The organism is Nocardiopsis alborubida (assembly GCF_012396365.1).
In the GTDB taxonomy this organism is placed as follows: domain Bacteria; phylum Actinomycetota; class Actinomycetes; order Streptosporangiales; family Streptosporangiaceae; genus Nocardiopsis; species Nocardiopsis alborubida.
Window position 1 is genome coordinate 100,889 of sequence record NZ_JAAXPG010000019.1, and the last position, 18,551, is coordinate 119,439.

The following is an 18,551-nucleotide window of genomic DNA, read 5'->3' on the forward strand; positions in this document are numbered from 1 at the left end:
GCGATGCCCAACCCTCTCCCCGAACGCGCCCAGCGGGCTGTCTTCCTCGGACTGATCGTCGTGCTGGTCGTGTTCGGGCTCTACCTCAGCTTCGGAGGCTTCGGGGGCGCCGAGGAGGACGACGATCCCTCCGCGGCCTCCCCGGACCCCGGGACCGCCCAGGAGGAACCCCCGGGCGGCCCCGGCGGCCCGGACGGGCTGTCCACGGTCGAGCCGAGCCCGATCCCGACCACCGCAGCCGAGGACGTGGACGTCCTGGACTGGTTCCCCTTCACGGAGGCGGAGTTCCAGGCGGCCGGGGCGGCGGCCCGCGCCTTCGCCGAGGCCTACGGAACCATCGACTACACCCAGTCCCCCGAGTCCTACTACGCCTCGATGGAGGAGCTGGCCACCCCCGAGTTCGCCGGGGTGCTGGCCGAGACCAGCAGGGTCGGCGCCTTCTGGAGCGAGATGTCCGAGGCCGAGGCGGTCTCCGAGGGGCGGGCCCAGGTCGACTCGGTACGGACCTTCGACGCCGACTCGGTCACCTTCGTCGTGACGGCGCAGTCCATCACCGAGACGGGGGACGCCGAGTTCGACGAGAACCTCGGCGAGTTCGCCGTCACCGTCGTGCGCAGCGGCGGTTCCTGGAGGGTCTTCGACTTCCAGCCCGCCGACGCCGGACAGTTCGGAGGGGAGGAGTGACCCCGTGATCTCCCTTTTCACCCGCAGGTCCTCTGACAGGGGCGCCGCGGGCCTGTGGTTCGGCGCGGCCGTCGCCGTCACGGTCGCCCTGATGACCATGTTCGCGATGTTGGTGATCCCCGTGATCACCAACACCACCCAGCAGATCGGTTCCATGATGGCGAACGGCCTGGTCTGCGGACCGGATGCGGACGCCGAGCAGCCGGACGCGAGCGGCTACGCGATGAACTCCATCCCGGAGAACTACCTGGAGATCTACATGGAGGTCGGGGAGGACCGCGGGATCCCGTGGAACATCCTGGCGGGTGTGGGCCAGGTGGAGTCCCACCACGGGCGCTGGGAGGGCCCGGGGATCACCGAGGGGCACAACGACTGGGGCGCGGCCGGACCGATGCAGTTCGGCTCCCTGGACGGCTCGGCGGCGGGCAACAGCTGGGGCGGCGAGCCCGTGCAGCCCGTGGACGAGCGCCCGGAGCAGGGGTACGGCGTCGACGGGAACGACGACGGGGTCGTCAGCGTCTACGACCCCGCCGACGCGATCCCGGCCGCAGCCGACTACCTCATCGCCCACGGTCTGAAGGAGGACGTCCGGCAGGCGATCTACGGCTACAACCACGCCTGGTGGTACGTGGACGACGTGTTGGAGTGGGCGCAGCAGTACGCGGAGGGGCAGTACGACACGTCGGGTTCCATCGAGAGCGCGGTCGCCTGCCAGTTCGACGCGCAGGGCGCACCGATCGGGAGCGCCCCGGACGAGCTGACCCAGGCCGTGGTCGACTGGGCCCTGGCCCAGCGTGGAAAGCCCTACATCTGGGGTGGTGTCGGTCCGAACGGATTCGACTGCTCCGGCCTGATGCAGAAGGCCTACGAGAGCATCGGCGTCACCATTCCGCGGATCTCCCAGGACCAGTGGGGTTTCGGCCCCGAGGTTTCACCGGGAGAGGAACAGCCCGGCGACCTGGTGTTCTTCCATGTGAGTCGGGCGGGGGAGCCTCCCGGCCCGGGACACGTGGGAATGGTGATCGGTGACGGGCTGATGGTCGAGGCCTGGTGCACCAACTGTGGCCCGATCGCGGTGCGCGAGTACGATGACCCCAATCGTGCGGATGTCATGGGTTTTACCCGTCCGCTTGAGCACCCGGACGTGCAGGCCCAGTTGGAGGCACAGGACAGTCGTGGTTGACGAGAAGGCGCCGCCAAGGAAGCAGGGGCTGCACGGGTGGAAGGCCGCCGGGGCGGTTTTCGGGTGTGGGACCCTGGCGGCCTTCGGGGTCTTCGGCGTCGTTATTGCACTCCTCGGTAGCTTCCTGACGACTCTGTCTTCGGGCTTTGGGGATACGGAGCAACCCCAGGGGGCAGCCGAGGCAGGAGCAGCTGAAACTACTTCGCCACGAGACGAGTTTGTGGCGGATAAGTTCGACCTCTGTCGTATATCTCTGCCTTCGATATCAGGGGTAAGCCTTAACCTTGATGAAGATTCCGAAGGTCCAGTAGACACGGCTATTGAAGGTGGAGATTCGACAGAGGATAACCTGGTCCGCTCTGACGAGTGCGCCGGTGTCGTGCATCCAACAGTCGCCGCAACCACTCCTTGGGAGTTCCAGTTCTCCTACCGCGCGATTATCTTCTCCCCAGATGGTGGTCGAGACCAACTATCCCAAAGTGACCTGGAGGAATGGAGGGACGAAGCTCAAGCCTCACTGTCTGGTTTCCAGGAAGGCGAGGAGTTAGACTTCCTGGATCAGGCCTATTATGTTTATGGGTCGACTCCTGGCGGTGGGTCTGAGTACATAGCAGTAGCTCGAAAAAGGAGCGCTGTCCTCCAGTTCTCCATGGTTTCGGAGGATGACAACACCCCTGCGCACTTCGAGAATGAGGTGGCCAAGTTCGAAGCTCATCTCGATCTGGCTTTGCAGAACCTCATCCCGGCGTGAGACGACAGGGCGGAGCCCGTCGGTTTTCCTGCGGCTACGGCGCCCGGGCGGCCGTGGGCATCCACGGCTGCGGGATGATCAGGCGACCCCGGCCATGAAGTGGTGGCGGCACAGGGTCGCGTACGACTCGTTGCCGCCGATGTGCACCTGTTCGCCCTCGTAGATCATGACCCCGTCCACCACGCGCGCGTTGTGGGTGGCGCGACCGCCGCACCAGCAGCGCGCGGACACCGGCAGGACCTCGATCTTGTCGGCGAGTTCCACCAGGCGCTTCGAGCCGGGGAACAGCTGCCCCTGGAAGTCGGTGAGGATCCCGTAGCAGTACACGTCGATCCGCATGCCGTCCACCACGCCCGCGAGCTGTCCCACCTGCTTGTCGGACAGGAACTGGGCTTCGTCGCAGATGACGTAGGGGGCCTTGCGGTCGGCGATGTCGTCGTACAGGTCCAGGTCGTCGCCCACCTCCACGGCGGGGGACTCCAGGCCCAGACGGGACGAGATGATGCCCGCTCCGGCACGGTCCTGCTTCGTGTAGAGCACCCCTTCGCCACCGCGTGAGTGGTGCTCCTGGAGGGCCATCGTGCTCTTGCCCGAGTTCATCGAACCTGTGAAGTACTTCAGCTCCGCCATGTCTCTTCCTGTGTCGCGGGCGCTGGCGCTGTCGACGGCTCGGGCTCGTCACCGTGTCGGGCTTCCTGCCGTGGCCAGCAGTGAACATACCAGTGACGCGCGTGGCCTCCCGAACCACCGCTCGCCCGCCTACGCGCCCTCGCGACTCCCTCACGCCTCTCTCACGCCTCCCCCGCGACCCCTCGCGCCCACGTCCTCCTCGTCGGGAAGGCCCTCCCGCTCGGACGGGGCGCCTCGACGGACGCGGTGTTTCCGGTCTTACCGCCTTCGGTCATTGTTCGGGCCGAAAGTAGTGATGTGGGATACGGCACCAGTTATTTCCTCTTCCGGTGCCTTCCCGGAGACCGGCCGAACCAGTGAGGGTGTGCCTTCCGTGAAGCGTGGGCACGGGGTGGGGCGGTGACGACTGATGTGAGCGCGAAGCCGTACGCACCCGATCAAAGGCAGGTGCGCCGCACAGGAGTTGAGTCCACTTCGATATATTTGGTGCCCCATGTCCGAATCACTCGGAAGTGGAATTGATAAGGGGGAAGTGGCATTGCGGCGTGCTCAGATCACCAGGCTTGTGGAGAGTCGGTGGTTCTCCAACATCATGCTCGCGGTGATTCTGGTCAATGCCGTGATTTTGGGTTGGATGACTTATGGGGGTTCTGCCCTTCCGTATCTGGTGATCGTTGAGTACGTCGTCGTCGCCGTGTTCGTCGTCGAGATGCTGCTCAAGATCCACGCCTGGCGGGGACGGTTCTTCCGGAGCGCCTGGAACTGGTTCGACTTCCTGGTGGTGGCGATCTCCGTGATCCCGGCCACCGGCCCGTTCGCCGTGCTCCGCATCCTGCGGGTGCTGCGGATCCTGCGGGTGATCACCGCCGTCCCGCAGATGCGGCAGATCATCACCGCGCTGTTCAAGGCCATGCCGGGGGTGGGGACCGTGATCGGCCTCCTCCTGGTGGTCATCTACACCTCGGCGATCATCGCCCACCAGCTGTTCGGTGAGGCCGTGCCGGACTTCTTCGGCAACCTGGGCACGTCGCTGTACACGATGTTCCTGCTGATGACGACGGAGGGCTGGCCGGACGTCTCGGACGCGGTGCTGGCGGAGCATCCGACGGCCTGGATCTTCTTCGTGTGCTACATCGTGCTGACGGCGTTCATCATGCTGAACCTGGTCATCGCGGTGATCGTCACGTCCCTGGAGCAGGAGATCAGCGAGGTCCGCTGGGCGGAGGACCAGGAGCTGGAGGAGGTCCAGCACGAGGCGGTCATGAACCGGTTGGTCGAACTCGGGCAGCAGGTCGAGCGCCTGGACCGCATGCTGCGAGAGCGGGACACGGGCCCAGGCACTGACGGCCTTCCGGGGAACGTTCAGGCAGACCAGGCGACTCAGACAGCCCAGGCCGTCCAGACGATCCAGCCCGGTGAACCTGCCGAGCCCGTCAGGCGCGGGAACGGGGACGCGGCGCAGCCGCCGCCTTCCGCTTCCCTGTAGCGAAACACCCGGAGGCCCGGGGGCGGGCTTCCGGGTGTCTGCGTGTCTGTGTCACGCCTTGCGGGTCAAGGGTGGCGGGGAGGACGGGAAGGTGTGGGGTACCTACAGCTTCCGGCCGCGAGCGGCGTTGAGGAAGGTGGTCCACTCGGGGGCGGGGAAGGGGAGGTGTCCGGCGTCCGGGTGCTTGGAGTCGCGGATGGCGGCGCCGCAGGGGAGGTCGCCGACCTCCACGCAGTCGACGTCTCGTCCGCTGTATGTGCTCTTCCTGAAGTTCGCGGGGATGTGGGCGACCTCGACGCACTCCTGTCGTTGTGCGCTGTAGCTACTCTTACGGAACTCAAGCTTGGTGATCATCGTGCGCTTTCTAGAGACTCCAGGACATCTTCGATGAGCTCGAAAGACAGGGTGGTGGAGAGTGCAACCCCCTGAACGTTACTGAAAGCCAGACTATATGCCTCTACTTCTTCTGGTTTGTCCAGATAGAGGTCATCTGTAACGGTTTCCAGGTAGACAATGGAAGGGTCCTTTGCGGCAGGGAAGTCCAAGATGGTGAAGGGGACAGCCAAAGCTAGGTGGGCGCCTGCCTGGTAGGGAAGTATCTGGATATCGATGTGGTGACGGAGGGCCATGTTCCTGAGGTGCTCAAGTTGCTCACGCATCACCTCATGGCCACCGATGGCTCGCTGTAGAGCGCCTTCATCGATGACCGCGATCATATGTGGGGGCTTGACCCGGTTGAAGATGTTCTTCCGCTCCATTCGGGCTTGGACGCGGCGGCCAACCTCGCTCTCCTCCAAGACGCGCCCGGCACGGAAGACCGCAGCAGAGTAAGCCGGAGTCTGGAGCAACCCAGGGATGATCAGTCCCTCAAAGCGGCGGATCAAAGATGCCTCGGCTTCGAAGTCTGGGAGGGCGTTGCCTTCGAAGACGTCTCTGTAGCGCGACCACCACCCCGACTCCTTGGACTCGCGCGTCAGTTCATGCAGGGCTTCCCGCATCTCTTCCGAGGCGTTGTAGAGGTCTGCGAGCGCATCGATGTCACGTGCCCTTATCCGTCTTGCTGTCGCGTTCTCGATGCTGCTGATCGTTGACAGGGGGACTCTGGAGTCCTTGGCGGCTGCGGCCAGCTTGAGACCGTGCGCTTCGCGTAGACGTCGCAGCTCGCGGGCCAGACGTCGACGCCGTACGGAGGGGCTGATCGGACTCTGCATGAGGGGATTCTACGTCCTAAGTTGGCTGGATTCTGAGTGAAGCCGTTGACAACCCAGATTCTGAGTATGACTATAGAGGTGTAGCAAGTGATCGGCTCATCACAGAGGGTTCCTGCCGCTCAGGCTACGACTTGCCCGTGCCGCGCATCACGTCAACCGTGAGACTCCTTCGACGGGCACCGCGAAACCCCTGCTCATGACCTGCCATGCCAAGGAGTGTGTTCGTCATGCCCGCGAAAGCCCCGCTGCCCATGCCCGCGCTGGGTGAGGCCACGGTCCCGCTGACCAGCTTCATCCGGCCCGCGCACCGCCACTACTTCTCCAGCCAGCCCGAGCGGCCCAACTACCGGCTGCGCCGCTACGACTTCGCCGGAACCCCGGCCGTGATGCCTCTGGTCCGGGCGTTCCTGGATACCTGCGCCGCCGCGAAGTCCGCCGACTACCGCTACCTCTTCACCCTGCTGGGCAGCGAACTCGCCAACAACAGCATCCGCCACAGCCTCTCCGGTCAGCCCGGCGGTACCTACACCCTTCTCGTCCACCGCCACCGCACCGGACTGCACCTGGCCTGCCGCGACCGGGGCGGCCTGAGGAAGAAGGACGCCCGCCTGGAGCCCCGGGCGAACGGGCTGGACCTGGACGCCGAATCCGGTCGGGGCCTGGCCATGGTCAACGCCTTCGCCTCCGAGTGGGGCGACAACGGAAACGCCCACTTCCGCACGGTGTGGTTCTACCTGGCCTACGACCTGACCGGAAGTCAGTGGGAATCCGGCGACTGAACCCGCATCGACTGACCTGAGACGCAAGACGGGCCCAGGAGAGCGCACCACCGCTTCTCCCGGGCCCTGAATCCCCAAAACCAACTCAGACATAAGTAAGAAAAGAGGATCTGATGAAGAACCCTATCCCCTTGCCCCGCCCCTCCGAAGAGGTTCGCCCCATCTCCCGGCCACTCCCGCGCCGCACTCCGCTCGTCGGTCCGGTCTGCCCGGTCTGTGACCACCCCTCCTGCCGGACCCGCCGCGCCCAGCAGCTTCCGCGTCTCGGGGGTCACCGCGCCGAGTTCGCCCACGAGCACGCCCAGGCCGCCGCCGTCCAGGCCCGCCACCGCGACCTGACCATCTGGTGGGGTGAGGCCACCCAGTCCTTCTGGATCGCCAGCCCGGCCGGACTTACCGAGGCCGCCGACATCGACGCCCTCCTCCTGGCCCTGCGACCGCACAGCACCCTGGACACCGACCCGCCCGTCACCCGTTCCTGGGCCAGGCCGTCCGTCGGACACACATCCGAGCCCGTGCCCGTCTCCCAGCGGATCCGTAGGAACGCCCGCACCGGCCGCCGTCCCTTCGCACGCCCACGGGCTTCCATGCCCGCCTGACCGGACTCGGACCGCCGTTGCTGCTCCCAGCGGTACGGGAGCAGCAACGGCGGGCCCCTGGGCTGTCAGCAGGCGTCCAGGATCTCCAGGGGAGGCAGCGCCTCGACGATGTCGACCGTTTCCAGGCTCACCGTGACGATGCGCCCGAGGAGGTCGATGATGTAGCGGGGATCCTCGGACCAGTCGTTGGGGTCGTTGACGATCGCGCTGGCCTTGTCGGTCTTGACCTGGTAGCGGTCGATGATCCACTCGATGGCCGACCGTGCGCCGAGCTGGTAGCGGTAGGCGCGTTCGGGGATACCGCTGACGGTCACCCGGCTGTTGTAGACGATCGTGGACCGGTCGTCCTTGCTCTTGAACTTCATCTTCTGCACGCGGTACAGCTCGGTGAGCGGGGTCGGGGTGGGGCCAGTGACCTTCTCCTCCAGCGGGTACGGCTTCACGCTCTCGTAGCCGATGTGCAGTTTGGCGAGCTTGCGCCCGGCGTCGGCGAAGCCGTGGAAGTCCGCGACCTTGGAGACACGGGGTAGGGACCTCTTGAGGTCCGCCGAGAACTGACTGCGATACTCGGGGGAGTGAAGGAGGCCGTAGACGTAGTAGAAGATGTCGTCCTTGCTGACCTCGGGAACGCCTGCGCCTTCTCCGACCCCGGATCGGCGATCGCCGCCGTGATCCGGGTGACGTGGCGCTCGGCGATCGTGGCGATGTCGTCCGCCCAGTCCTCCCAGTAGTGCCGCTCGCCGACCTTGGTCACGATCCGCGCGTAGACGGTCTCGTGGAGCTGGTTCCAGTCGTAGGCGATCATGTCCTGCACGGCCTGGTCGGCCCCGCTGGCGCTGTCCGCGCCTTCGCCGCCTCCGTCCCGCCCCTGGCCGCCCAGGCCCTCCCGGGTGCTGTCGAAGTCCTCCACGGTGACCGAGCCGACCATGATGTTCTTGGGCTTGTTGCGGTTGAGGTGGATCTGGTTGACGGTGGCGTTGAACCGGTCGTCGTGGGAGCGCAGGGCCTGGAGCACCTGCCAGACGGTCTTGTAGCGCTTGTTGTCGCTGAGCGCCTTCTCGGGCTTCCCGGTGGTGGGGATGCCCACCGGCAGGATGATGTAGCCGTACTCCTTGCCCTCGGCCTTACGCATGACGCGCCCGACCGACTGCACCACGTCCACGACCGAGTTGCGCGGGTGCAGGAACAGCACCGCGTCCAGGTCGGGGACGTCCACGCCCTCCGACAGACAGCGGGCGTTGGTCAGGATGCGGCAGGTGTCCTCGCCCGGGTCGGCCTTGAGCCACTCCAGGAGCTTGTTGCGCTCCAGGGCGTTGAACCCGCCGTCCACATGCTGGACCTCGCACCTCAGGCGGGCCTAGCCTTGCTCGTCGCGCTCGACGTTGACCTCGTCGATGACGGCGGGGAACTTGTCCCGGATGTGCTTGGACTCGGCGATGCTGCGGGCGAAGGCCACCGCCCGGCGCATCGGGGCCTCACCCGGTTTGAACCCCTCGCCTTCGGGGGTGTGTCCGGCCCGCTTGGACAGGCCGTTCCAGCAGCCGACGATCTTGGCGGCGTCGTCGATGTTGAGCTCGCTGTCCTCGGCCATCTGGGACTGCAGCGTCGAGGACAGGGCGGTCTCGTCGACGTTGAGGATGAGCACGCGGTAGTCGGTGAGCAGACCCCGCTCCACGGCCTCGCCGAAGCCGAGCCGGTGGAACTCCGGGCCGAAGAGGGACTCGTCGCTCATCGAGCACAGGACGGCGTCGTTGTCCTCGGCGGTGCTCGCGGTCTTGTCGTCGAACATCCGGGGCGTGGCCGTCATGTACAGGCGCTTGTCGGCGCGCAGGTAGTCGTTGTCGTGCACCTTGACGAAGTGCGACTCGGTCTCCCCGGCCAGGATGACGCCGGTGGTGCGGTGCGCCTCGTCGCAGATGATGAGGTCGAAGTCGCCCAGTCCGGCCTTCTGCGCCCCGTGCACGGCCGCGATGGACTGGTAGGTGGAGAAGACCACCTGCAGGCCCTCGCCGGTCGCGGTGCGCTCGACCTGCTCGATGAGCTTGGCGGCGTCGGTGGTGGCGGGCAGGGCCAGGTCATGGGTGCCCATGTCCTGGAAGTCGGCCTCGGCGGCCTTCTTGCCGACCTTGGTGTCGGAGCACACCGCGAAGCTGCGCAGGGTGGTCTGGCACTGGGCGGACCACTCGCGCAGGGTCTGCGACAGCAGGGAGATGGACGGGACCAGGAACAGCACCCGGGTGGGGCCCTCGCCCTCCGCGGACCGCTCGGCGGCCAGGCGTTCGGCGATCTTGAGCGAGGTGAAGGTCTTGCCGGTGCCGCAGGCCATGATGAGCTGGCCGCGGTCGAGTGAGGCGAAGTTGTCGAAGACCGCGTCCACGGCCTCCGCCTGGTGGGGGCGCAGCTCGTTGGGGGGCGTGCGCTGGAGCTCGATCCTCGCGTCGAGCGCGGGCCAGACGCGCTCTCACTCGATGGGGCTGTCGGCGATGTCGGCCAGGCCCAGACATACCACCTTGACCTGCTGGTCGAGTGCCTTCTCGGCGTTGAACCCCCACTTGTCGGTGGTGGAGATGATCATGCGCTCGGTGAAGGGGGCCCGGCCCGAGGCGGTGAAGAAGGAGTCGATGTCCTCCCTGCGCAGGGTGTGCTGCGGCTCGTAGAACTTGCACTGGATCGCGCAGTAGCCGCCCTCGACCGTCCTGGCGACCAGGTCGATGCCGTCGTCGCGCCGGTCGGGGGCGTCGGGCCAGTCCGCCCACCGCCACACCTTGTCGAACCGGTTGGCGTAGGTGGGGTCGGTGCTCAGGTAGGCGACCATGAGGTTCTCGAAGAGGGTGCCGCGCTGGTGGTTGCTCGTCGAGATCTCGCGGATGTGCGCGACGATGTCGTGCACCGTCCTGGAGGGGCTGGTCGTTTCGGCCACTGCGCGCCCTGCTTTCCGTACCGCTGTCGGCGTGCGGGAGGGGGCGCCGCGTCCGCATGGGGGTCCCGGCCAGCCTAGTCTCCCGTGCGGACGGCCGACCCTTGCCCGGTTCGGCCCGGACCGGGACGCGAACCCGTGCCCGGCGTTGCCTCCGCCACACGGAGCGAAACGCGGCGTTTCCTACTCAGCGGCTCAGTCAATTGCCGCAGATCGTGGAGGCCGTGGAGGCCGTGGAGGCCAGTGGGTTCACCGGTCGTGTTCACAAGAGCTGTCCGGATGCGGCCACGATCGTCCTGCTTCTCCTGGGCGTCCGCGCGTCTCAGCCTGCCCTCAGAAAGCTAGAGTGTCGTCGACATCCGGCATTCGGGACATTACCCACTGTTTCTGCTCGGGTGTGCACATAGACAGTGCCGACCATGGCAGGGCCAACGGCTTCCGAGACTGCTGGCCTGCTGCATGTGAGGTCAATGCAGAGCGAAGTTCAGGAGAGATCATGGCAGTCGGTATGAACGCTACTGAGGCCTACGCTGGAGGAGACGCGTCCCTCACCGCCGCCTCCAGGCTCCGTGACCTCGCTGACGACTGGACCGAAGCCGTGGAAGACGTCGAGACGACCATGACCCATGCGCCGGGCGTGACGGGATGGGGTTCCTTCGGAACCGAGCAGGAGACGCACATGCAGGATGTCCAGGGACATGCTCGGACTCTTGCCACGAACATCCAGGCGGCGGCTTCAGAGGGCGAGCGGACCGACAGTGAGGCCGCATGGGAATACCGCTCGACGTCGAGTTCCCCCATCCTCGGACGCGCGGTCAACGCACAGCAGTTCTAGATTTCCCTCCCCCTCCCCCACCATAATTGGAAGACGCGTCCATGGCCGACGAAAACTACCAGATCTCCATCAAAGAGTGTGACGTCAGCGTCCATCTGCTGCAGAGTCAACAGCAGAGGTTCGACGAAATGTACTCGAACATTTGCGGGAAATCCGCCACCTACAACGCCGTGGCTAACACGACCGCGACGGAGTTCTCCGAGTTGGTGTCTGAGGACATCATGGCGGCGGTGGACGAGAACGAAGAGGCCTGGAGCAGCGCTCTGACAGCCTGTATCCACGCTGTGGGGGTCATCTCGACCTATCGCGTGGCAGTGCAGAACTACAACGACCGGGCCGAGGAGATCGAAGAGAACTTCAGGCATGACATAGCCGGAGCGGAGACCGACTCCGAGAGGCAGGCCTCGGTCGACAAATACCAGCCGCAGGCTGACGAGGCGTGGGCCTCACTGGAGGAGCAGGCCGCAGTAGTGTCCGACATGCTGGCGGACGGTCCGACACCCGAGCACATCCGCACTCTCACCGAAGCAGGGCACCTGGGAGATGTTCCCGGTGGGATTCTGTATGTCGTCACGGGGGACGAGGACTACTTCGCGGTCCCACCCGGCATGGACGGTTCCGAGATAGGCGAGACCATCCAGCTCGCCGCGGAAGGCGACGAGGCTGCTCTGGAGCGGCTTGATGAGAACCTCGCACTGATGAATGCCTTCATGGCGTATGTCGCGCGTAAACAGGAGAACGGTGGCCAGTTCACCGAACGTGAGTTGGAGATCCTGAATGATCTGAACGCTCACCTGAATGACGCGGACGCGTCGGAGTCAAGCGGCCAGGGGACAACCTCGGGTTCCAACCTTGACGCGCAGGAGCACGAGTTCTTCGACTCGATCGAGGCCATCCGTGACAGCGAGCACCTGTCACAGGAACAGCGGGACCAGTTGTTGGCCGTGATCGGTGGTTCCGTCCTCGCCGCTTCCGACGAACGCATGGGCGGCGGCTACGAGAACCTGCCCGAGGTCGTCAGGAACACGATCGAGGGTCCGAGGATGCACAGTCCCACGTCAGCGCTGAGCAACGGTTATTCGCCTGACTGGGCGGGGGACTTCGAGACGCTGACGGAGATGTTCGAGAGCGCCAACCAGACGGCGAAGGAGGAGACCGGTCATCCGCTCCAGGGCGGCACGGAACTGTCAGCTCACGCGATCGGTACCGTCGCGGGCGCCGTTGAGAGCACGGACACCGGGGGAGCCGCGGAGGAGACCCTGCGGACCATGCTGGAGTTCGCCACGCAGAACACGGACGCCAACTACACGATCCTGACCGGTGAGTACCCGGACGGAGAGAGCTACCGGCACCCGGTGGAGTTCGTCGGTCCCGGAAGCCAGGCCGGGACCGACGAAGCAGCACTGGTCGCGGCCCTGTTCAGTCATGACTGGGACCACGGGGGCGAAGCCGTCAGGGGACTGACGGACTGGATCGCCGAAGACGGTGGTTCAGGCGACGACGCGATCAAGGAGCGGGCTGACCGGGCATTCGAGGGTCTGATCAACATCATCACCGATCCGGATGCCCAGGAAAAGCTCAGCAGCACCGAGTACGACGTGGTGGGTGAGGGGCCGGACGGCGAGGAGTTCACCTGGAGAAAAGCGCCGATGGGACTCTTGAACCCGGAGATATCGGATAGTTTTGCTGGAATATTCGAAGCCTACATCGACGAATTTGCCAGCCTTGACATCCTGGATGGAAGTAACAGTATCAATGATGAGATAGAGACCAGTTACAGTTCTGAGCAGGGTCTGGTTATAGGTCTAGATGGACGCACGGCTTTCACGAGCTTGATCGCAGGCGACGGGGAGGCTACGGTGCGCATGTTTGAGGCCGCTGGAGATTACGCGCAGAATAATATGTATGAGTACTTCACCGATTCTGAATTTGGAGAAGATTATGAGCCAGGGCGAGAAGTCGGAATCCTGTGGAATTCTGTAGGCTTTGGTATGGCTGACGCTGTGGGTGACCGTATTGATAGCCATAACGCTGATATCATGAATTGGAATAAGAATGCAGGTTACGTTGTCGACATGATGGCGGCAGGGATCCCTGAAGCACTCGCCGCGGAGCCAGTGAAGATGTTCCTCAAGGAGATGTTCACGGAAGAACAGTTGAATTCTCGGGATGTGAACCCACCAAGCAATGGGCAGATGTATAATAACATTTCATCAAGGCTTGATGCGATCCTCTTGGATTCCGCCCTCGAGGCGTTTTATGACTCAACTGACGGGGGGGATGGACATATTCCGGATGAAATGGTCGATGAAAATGGAGATTTCATCAGGGATTGGGGCGAGTGGGGTCCGGGCGACCCTGAAACTCGCCCCCTCAGGGATAGTACATGGACAATTGTCGAGCAACAAGATATGCCAGTTCCTTCAGGGAGTCCTAATGTGGGCACGCATTTCGACCATTTCATGGAGGCAATGGAAGGTGTCATGGGTATCTCATGATGAATAGAACCGCGAGAGCGAAAAAGAGTATTCCGTTTCTTGCTCTGCTCATCACTCCTCTGCTGGCCTCGTGTTCTGTGTTTCCTGGCTGGGGGGATCCTGAGGTTGATCATGTCACCCTCTCCGAGCCTGCCGAAGCCCTTGAGGTGCCGGCGAACGTGCGATCTGTCGGCTGGACGTGGAGTTCTCCGGAGGAAACCAGCGTCAGGCACGTTAGTCCCACGTCCTATGGTCTTTCTGTGTACGTTTCCGACGGCGTCGTCGGCGTGAGTGGAGAATCTGGAGAAGAGCTCTGGAGGTACAGGCGTCTGGGCGAAAGAGCGGCGAGCATGAACGTCACTCCAGACGGGGAAACCGTTGCTGTGTCGTACGGCGCTCACGACGGAGAAACCGAGGGCGAAGAGGAACCCCCTCCTCTCTATGAGGTCGTGCTTCTTGATGCTTCCACCGGCCAGATCAAGGGGACTCAAGTCGTAGAGTTCGCCAAGATGCCCTTCGATGGGTTTGGGATCTCTTCGTATACATCAGTGGACGAAGAGTTGGGTGTTCTTTCAAACAGTTCTCGGATCATTTACCGAGATGATGAACAGGGGGAGAGTGAGGTTGTCTCCCTGGGGTTGGAGAACGATGAAGAGCTCTGGAGTACGTCTCCGGAGCAGAGCGGGGACGAAGAACTGTTTTTCGTCGCCAGGAGTTCTGTGGTATCGCGTGGCGTGCTGATTCTGTCCAGTAGTTTTGTGGATGAGAGTGTCCTGGAACCTGGGGGTTTGAGTGGGGTTAAGGACCACACGCTTGCCCTGATCGGAATTGACATCGAAACCGGCTCTGAGCTATGGCGTCATGAACTCGAAGCGAACGCAGGAATCGACCTCACGCCGTTTGATATTGTCGTCGAACCTGAGTCGGGCATGGTTGCAGCAGTCGCCGTAGGAACCAACTACTACGAAGAATGGTTGCTGGATCCGGTGACCGGAGAGACTCTCACGGACACGGGTTTCTTCACCGGTCGGGATGACACAGCGATCGGAATCCTTGAGGAAGCCATCGTAAGTTTGCGCAGGGTTTCCGAGGGGGAGTACGAGTACTCCTATTCAAACCTGTCTGGTGAAGTTCAACAGTCCGTAACTGTTCCGGGTCCTGTGGAACGGTGGGAGGGGCGGTTTACCCTGGCTCTGAAGGAATCGGTCGCATGGTTGGATGTCAACGAGCAGGCGACCGATGATTTGTCCTGGGGGCAAGCGCAATTGATGGTCACTGATTGGGACGATGGGGAAACGCGTGCGATCGATCTGGGAATCAAAGTGGAGAGGCGTCCAAACGAAGATAGGTCACATAGTTTCGCACCGAACCCCGATCCGGGAGACATGGTCATCGCTCCTGGTGCCCTGGTGGTCACAGAGGACCTGAAGACGGGAAACGGGCTATCCCGTCGTCTTGTCGGTCTCGTTCCCTGACCGAGGCCGGTGCTGGTGGAGGCCGCGCCTCAAGGCTCCCGAACCCCCGTCTGTCATCCAGAGCTGCTAGGCATGGGGAACATTTCGCCCCCTGAAGCATGAGAAGAGATTCCCCATGTCCAGCCTCAGCGAGTTCGCGGGTCTGCCCGTGGTCGAGTTCCCCGCCAGCGGCACGCGGGAGGAGCGGCTCGAACGTATCCGGGAGCGGGGCGGCGACCCGCACGACCCCGCCTCCACGGCCTGGCGGCTGCGGACCAGCGAGGACATCCGGAGAATCCCGGAGGACAAGGGTCCCGACTACCTGGCCCGGTTCCTGTCCGAGGTGGACGGCGAGCGGGTGAGGGCACTGGTCATCGGCGAATGGTCCTATGCCAGTGACGGAGGCCTGTACCAGGCCGCGGACCTGTTGGTCGAGCACGCCGACGCGCTGCCGAACCTGCGCTCGCTCTTCTTCGGTGACATCACCTTCGACGAGTGCGAGCTCTCCTGGATCTCCCAGCCCGACCTGGCACCGCTCGTGGCCGCCTTTCCCCGGTTGGAGGAACTGACCGTGAAGGGCGCCGACGGTATGGAGGGTCGGCTCGGGCTGCACGTGCCCTCGCACGAGGCGCTGCGTTCCCTCACCCTCCAGAGCGGTGGCCTGCCCGGCCGGGTCGTGCGCGAGGTGGCGTCCTCGGGGCTGCCCGCGCTGGAGCACCTCGAGCTGTGGCTGGGGATGGAGGAGTACGGCGGCAGCACCTCCCCGCAGGACCTGGCGCCGGTGCTCTCTGGGGAGGCGTTCCCCCGGTTGAAGTACCTGGGGGTGCGCAACGCGGAGAAGTGGGCCGAGTGGGTCCCGGTGCTGGCCGAGGCGCCCGTCGTCAGGCGCCTGGAGGTGCTCGACCTGTCCCTGGGCATCCTGACGGACCAGGGCGCCCAGGAGCTCGTCGACCGGGCCGAGGCCTTCTCCGGTCTGCGCAAGCTCGACCTGCACCACCACTTCATGAGCGAGGAGACGGTGGAGCGGGTGCGGGCAGCGTTCGCCGGTTCCGGGGTCGAACTCGACCTGGACGTAGGGATGGACGCCGAGGACAGGGAGGAGTACGACGAGGACGAGGAGCCCTACTACTACACCGCGGTGTCCGAGTAGCCGGTCCGCTCACGGCCGGGGCCTGGCTGACCAGCGGTGGCCCCGGCCGGATGCGGTTTCCGGCGCCCCGCCCGTCCTCCGCCCGTCCTCGTCTGTCATCCGAAACTGCTAGGCATGGGGAGCATTTCGCCCCCTGAAACCTGAGAAGAGAGTCCCCATGCCCGACCTCAGCGAGTTCGCGGGTCTGCCCGTGGTCGAGTTCCCCGCCAGCGGCACGGAGGAGGAACGGCTGGAACGGATCCGCTGGCAGGGCGGGGATCCGCGCGACCCCGCCTCCACTGCCTGGCGGCTGCGGACCAGCGAGCACCTCCGGAGAACCCCCGGGGACGAAGGCCCCGAGTACTTCGCGCGCTTCCTGTCCACGGTGGACACCGAGCGGGTGAGCGCGCTGGTCCTCGGTGAGTGGGGTTACGCCGCCGACGGACTGGACCAGGCCGCGGCTCTGCTGGCCGAGCACGCCGACGCGCTGCCGAACCTGCGCTCGGTCTTCGTCGGTGACATCTCCTTCGACGAGTGCCAGCTCTCCTGGATCTCCCAGTCCGACCTGGCGCCGCTCGTGGCAGCCTTTCCCCGGTTGGAGGCGCTGGCCGTGAAGGGCGCCGACGGTGTGCAGGGCCAGCTCGGGCTGCACGTGCCCTCGCACGACTCCCTACGGTCCCTGACGTTGGAGACCGGGGGTTTGCCCGGCCGGGTCGTGCGCGAGGTGGCGTCCTCGGGCCTGCCCGCGCTGGAGCACCTGGAGCTGTGGCTGGGGGTGTGGGACTACGGCGGCGACACCTACCCGCAGGACCTGGCGCCGGTGCTCTCCGGCGAGGCGTTCCCCCGGCTGAGGTACCTGGGCGTGCGCAACGCCGAGGGGGCGGACGGGTGGATCGCGGCACTGGCCGAGGCGCCCGTCGTCAAGCACCTGGAGGTGTTCGACCTGTCGCTGGGGATCTTCACGGACCGGGGCGGCGAGGTGCTCGTGGACCGGGCCGAGGCCTTCTCCGGTCTGCGCAAGCTCGACCTGCACCACCACTTCCTGAGTGAGGAGATGGAGGAGCGGGTGCGGGCCGCGTTCGCCGGGTCCGGGGTCGAGATCGATCTGTCCGACCGGCTGGAGCCCGACCAGGACGAGGATGAGGAAGAGGACGAGCTCTACTACTACACCGCGGTCTCCGAGTAACCGGACCGCTCACGGCCGGGGCCGGGCTGACAGCGGTGGCCAGCCCGGCCGTGAGCGGTTCCCGGAGCCCCGGCCGCTCTCCGCCCGTTTCCGTCTGCCGCCTGCGACTGCTAGGCATGGGGGACATACCCACCCCTCCGAAGGGATTTCCTATGCCCGAACTCACCGAGTTCGCGGGTCTGTCCGTGGTTGAGTTTCCCGCCAGCGGCACGGAGGAGGAACGGACCGAGCAGATCCGTAGACAGGGCGGGGACCCGCACGACCCCGCCCCCACGGCCTGGCGCCTGCGGTACGACGGCGAGGTGATCGGGGAGTACGTCGCCCGTTTCCTGTCCCTGGTGGACGCAGAGCAGGTGCGGGCGCTGGTCATCGGCGACTGGGACGCGGCCGCCGGAGGCCCGGAGGAGTTCCTGCTGTCGCTGGCCGAGCACGCCGGGTCGCTGCCGAACCTGCGTTCGGTCTTCGTCGGCGACATCACCTCCGACGAGTGCGAGCTGTCCTGGATCAGCCAGGGCGACATGGCGCCGCTGCTGGCCGCCTTTCCCCTGCTGGAGGAGCTGACCACCAAGGGCGCCGACGGCGTGGACGGCTCCCTCCACCTGCACGTGCCCTCGCACGGGGCGCTGCGTTCGCTCACCCTCCGGAGCGGCGGCCTGCCCGGTTTCGTCGCCCGCGAGGTGGCCTCCTCGGGGCTGCCCGCGCTGGAGCACCTGGAGCTGTGGCTGGGGATGGAGGACTACGGCGGCGACACCACCCCGGCGGACCTGGGGCCGGTGCTCTCGGGCGAGGTGTTCCCCCGGCTGCGGTACCTGGGGGTGCGCAACGCCCAGAGGCTGGACGAGTGGATCCCGGTACTGGCCGGGGCTCCCGTCGTCCGGCGTGTGGAGGTGCTCGACCTGTCCCTGGGCTGTCTCACCGACAGGGGCGGTCGGGTGCTCCTCGACCGCGCCGACGCCTTCGCCGGTCTGCGCGGGCTCGACCTGCACCACCACTACCTGAGCGAGGAGATGGAGGAGCGCTTGTACGACGAGTTCGACGGACTCGGGGTCGACGTCGACCTGTCCGACCGGCAGGAGCCGAAGGAGTACGCCGAGAGCCTCTGGTACTACACCGCGGCGGCCGAGTAGCCGGGCCGGCGAGCGGCCCGGACCGCGAGACCCCGGCCCGGCCGAGGTGGAGTAAGGGCTGTGCGTCATCGTCCGTCGCTGTGTGTACCCGCGGGCGGGTTGG

18 protein-coding genes and 1 pseudogene are annotated in these 18,551 nt (G+C 65.2%); 12 read left to right on the forward strand and 7 right to left on the reverse strand.

What is annotated here, in order from left to right; all coding sequences use genetic code 11:
- Positions 1-3: 3 nt before the first annotated feature.
- From HGB44_RS20020 to HGB44_RS20030, 3 genes are read left to right on the forward strand one after another with little or no spacing between them, the layout of a single operon-like run.
- The gene (locus HGB44_RS20020; RefSeq protein WP_061078257.1) at positions 4-684 is read left to right on the forward strand and encodes a hypothetical protein; all 681 of its coding nucleotides are present in this window, start codon (positions 4-6) and stop codon (positions 682-684) included.
- Positions 685-688: 4 nt separating this feature from the next.
- Positions 689-1,867 (forward strand): C40 family peptidase, encoded by a 1,179-nt coding sequence (locus HGB44_RS20025; RefSeq protein WP_082768164.1) that lies wholly within the window; start codon positions 689-691, stop codon positions 1,865-1,867.
- Positions 1,860-2,618 carry a hypothetical protein gene (locus HGB44_RS20030; protein WP_168444074.1) on the forward strand — a complete coding sequence of 253 codons (759 nt, stop codon included), beginning with the start codon at positions 1,860-1,862 and terminating at the stop codon, positions 2,616-2,618. Before HGB44_RS20025 ends, HGB44_RS20030 begins: the two co-directional genes overlap by 8 nt.
- Before the next feature lie 78 nt (positions 2,619-2,696).
- On the opposite strand, the gene HGB44_RS20035 is transcribed toward HGB44_RS20030, so the two are convergent.
- Positions 2,697-3,248, reverse strand: coding sequence for a thymidine kinase (locus HGB44_RS20035; RefSeq protein ID WP_061078256.1), 552 nt, complete (start codon positions 3,246-3,248; stop codon positions 2,697-2,699).
- Between the two features lie 538 nt (positions 3,249-3,786).
- On the opposite strand from HGB44_RS20035, the gene HGB44_RS20040 reads away from it, so the two are divergent.
- The gene (locus tag HGB44_RS20040) at positions 3,787-4,734 is read left to right on the forward strand and encodes an ion transporter (protein WP_082768163.1); all 948 of its coding nucleotides are present in this window, start codon (positions 3,787-3,789) and stop codon (positions 4,732-4,734) included.
- A 102-nt stretch (positions 4,735-4,836) separates the two neighbouring features.
- On the opposite strand, the gene HGB44_RS20045 is transcribed toward HGB44_RS20040, so the two are convergent.
- Positions 4,837-5,088: a DUF397 domain-containing protein gene (locus HGB44_RS20045; protein ID WP_061078254.1), complete on the reverse strand. Its 252-nt coding sequence runs from the start codon at positions 5,086-5,088 to the stop codon at positions 4,837-4,839.
- Entirely contained in the window at positions 5,085-5,945 is an 861-nt protein-coding gene (locus HGB44_RS20050) for a helix-turn-helix domain-containing protein (protein ID WP_061078253.1), read from the reverse strand. The genes HGB44_RS20045 and HGB44_RS20050 overlap by 4 nt, the downstream gene beginning before the upstream one ends.
- A 227-nt stretch (positions 5,946-6,172) precedes the next feature.
- On the opposite strand from HGB44_RS20050, the gene HGB44_RS20055 reads away from it, so the two are divergent.
- Entirely contained in the window at positions 6,173-6,724 is a 552-nt protein-coding gene (locus HGB44_RS20055; protein WP_061078302.1) for an ATP-binding protein, read from the forward strand.
- Between the two features lie 113 nt (positions 6,725-6,837).
- Positions 6,838-7,323, forward strand: coding sequence for a 4a-hydroxytetrahydrobiopterin dehydratase family protein (locus tag HGB44_RS20060; protein WP_231972202.1), 486 nt, complete (start codon positions 6,838-6,840; stop codon positions 7,321-7,323).
- Positions 7,324-7,388: 65 nt separating this feature from the next.
- Here the strand turns inward: HGB44_RS20060 and HGB44_RS31615 are convergent, their stop codons facing one another.
- From HGB44_RS31615 to HGB44_RS31625, 4 genes and pseudogenes are all read right to left on the reverse strand, one after another.
- Complete coding sequence (locus tag HGB44_RS31615) at positions 7,389-8,051, reverse strand: type ISP restriction/modification enzyme (protein ID WP_394354064.1); 663 nt, start codon at positions 8,049-8,051, stop codon at positions 7,389-7,391.
- Positions 7,955-8,674: pseudogene (locus tag HGB44_RS32855) on the reverse strand (helicase-related protein); the annotation flags it as partial. The gene HGB44_RS31615 and the pseudogene HGB44_RS32855, both read right to left, overlap by 97 nt.
- Positions 8,675-8,680: 6 nt before the next feature.
- On the reverse strand, positions 8,681-9,754 hold the full coding sequence (locus HGB44_RS31620) for a DEAD/DEAH box helicase family protein (RefSeq protein WP_394354065.1): 1,074 nt from the start codon (positions 9,752-9,754) through the stop codon (positions 8,681-8,683).
- A gap of 30 nt (positions 9,755-9,784) precedes the next feature.
- Entirely contained in the window at positions 9,785-10,243 is a 459-nt protein-coding gene (locus HGB44_RS31625; RefSeq protein ID WP_061078249.1) for a restriction endonuclease, read from the reverse strand.
- 493 nt (positions 10,244-10,736) lie between these two features.
- Here HGB44_RS31625 and HGB44_RS20070 point away from each other — a divergent pair, with 493 nt between their 5' ends.
- From HGB44_RS20070 to HGB44_RS20095, 6 genes are all read left to right on the forward strand, one after another.
- On the forward strand, positions 10,737-11,075 hold the full coding sequence (locus HGB44_RS20070) for a hypothetical protein (protein WP_231972201.1): 339 nt from the start codon (positions 10,737-10,739) through the stop codon (positions 11,073-11,075).
- Positions 11,076-11,116: 41 nt separating this feature from the next.
- Positions 11,117-13,573: a TPR repeat region-containing protein gene (locus HGB44_RS20075; protein ID WP_061078248.1), complete on the forward strand. Its 2,457-nt coding sequence runs from the start codon at positions 11,117-11,119 to the stop codon at positions 13,571-13,573.
- Positions 13,570-15,027, forward strand: coding sequence for a PQQ-binding-like beta-propeller repeat protein (locus HGB44_RS20080; protein ID WP_168444075.1), 1,458 nt, complete (start codon positions 13,570-13,572; stop codon positions 15,025-15,027). Before HGB44_RS20075 ends, HGB44_RS20080 begins: the two co-directional genes overlap by 4 nt.
- A gap of 115 nt (positions 15,028-15,142) precedes the next feature.
- Positions 15,143-16,156 carry an STM4015 family protein gene (locus HGB44_RS20085; protein ID WP_061078247.1) on the forward strand — a complete coding sequence of 338 codons (1,014 nt, stop codon included), beginning with the start codon at positions 15,143-15,145 and terminating at the stop codon, positions 16,154-16,156.
- A gap of 157 nt (positions 16,157-16,313) precedes the next feature.
- Positions 16,314-17,321: an STM4015 family protein gene (locus HGB44_RS20090; RefSeq protein WP_061078246.1), complete on the forward strand. Its 1,008-nt coding sequence runs from the start codon at positions 16,314-16,316 to the stop codon at positions 17,319-17,321.
- Positions 17,322-17,473: 152 nt separating this feature from the next.
- Entirely contained in the window at positions 17,474-18,448 is a 975-nt protein-coding gene (locus HGB44_RS20095; protein ID WP_061078245.1) for an STM4015 family protein, read from the forward strand.
- Positions 18,449-18,551: the final 103 nt, after the last annotated feature.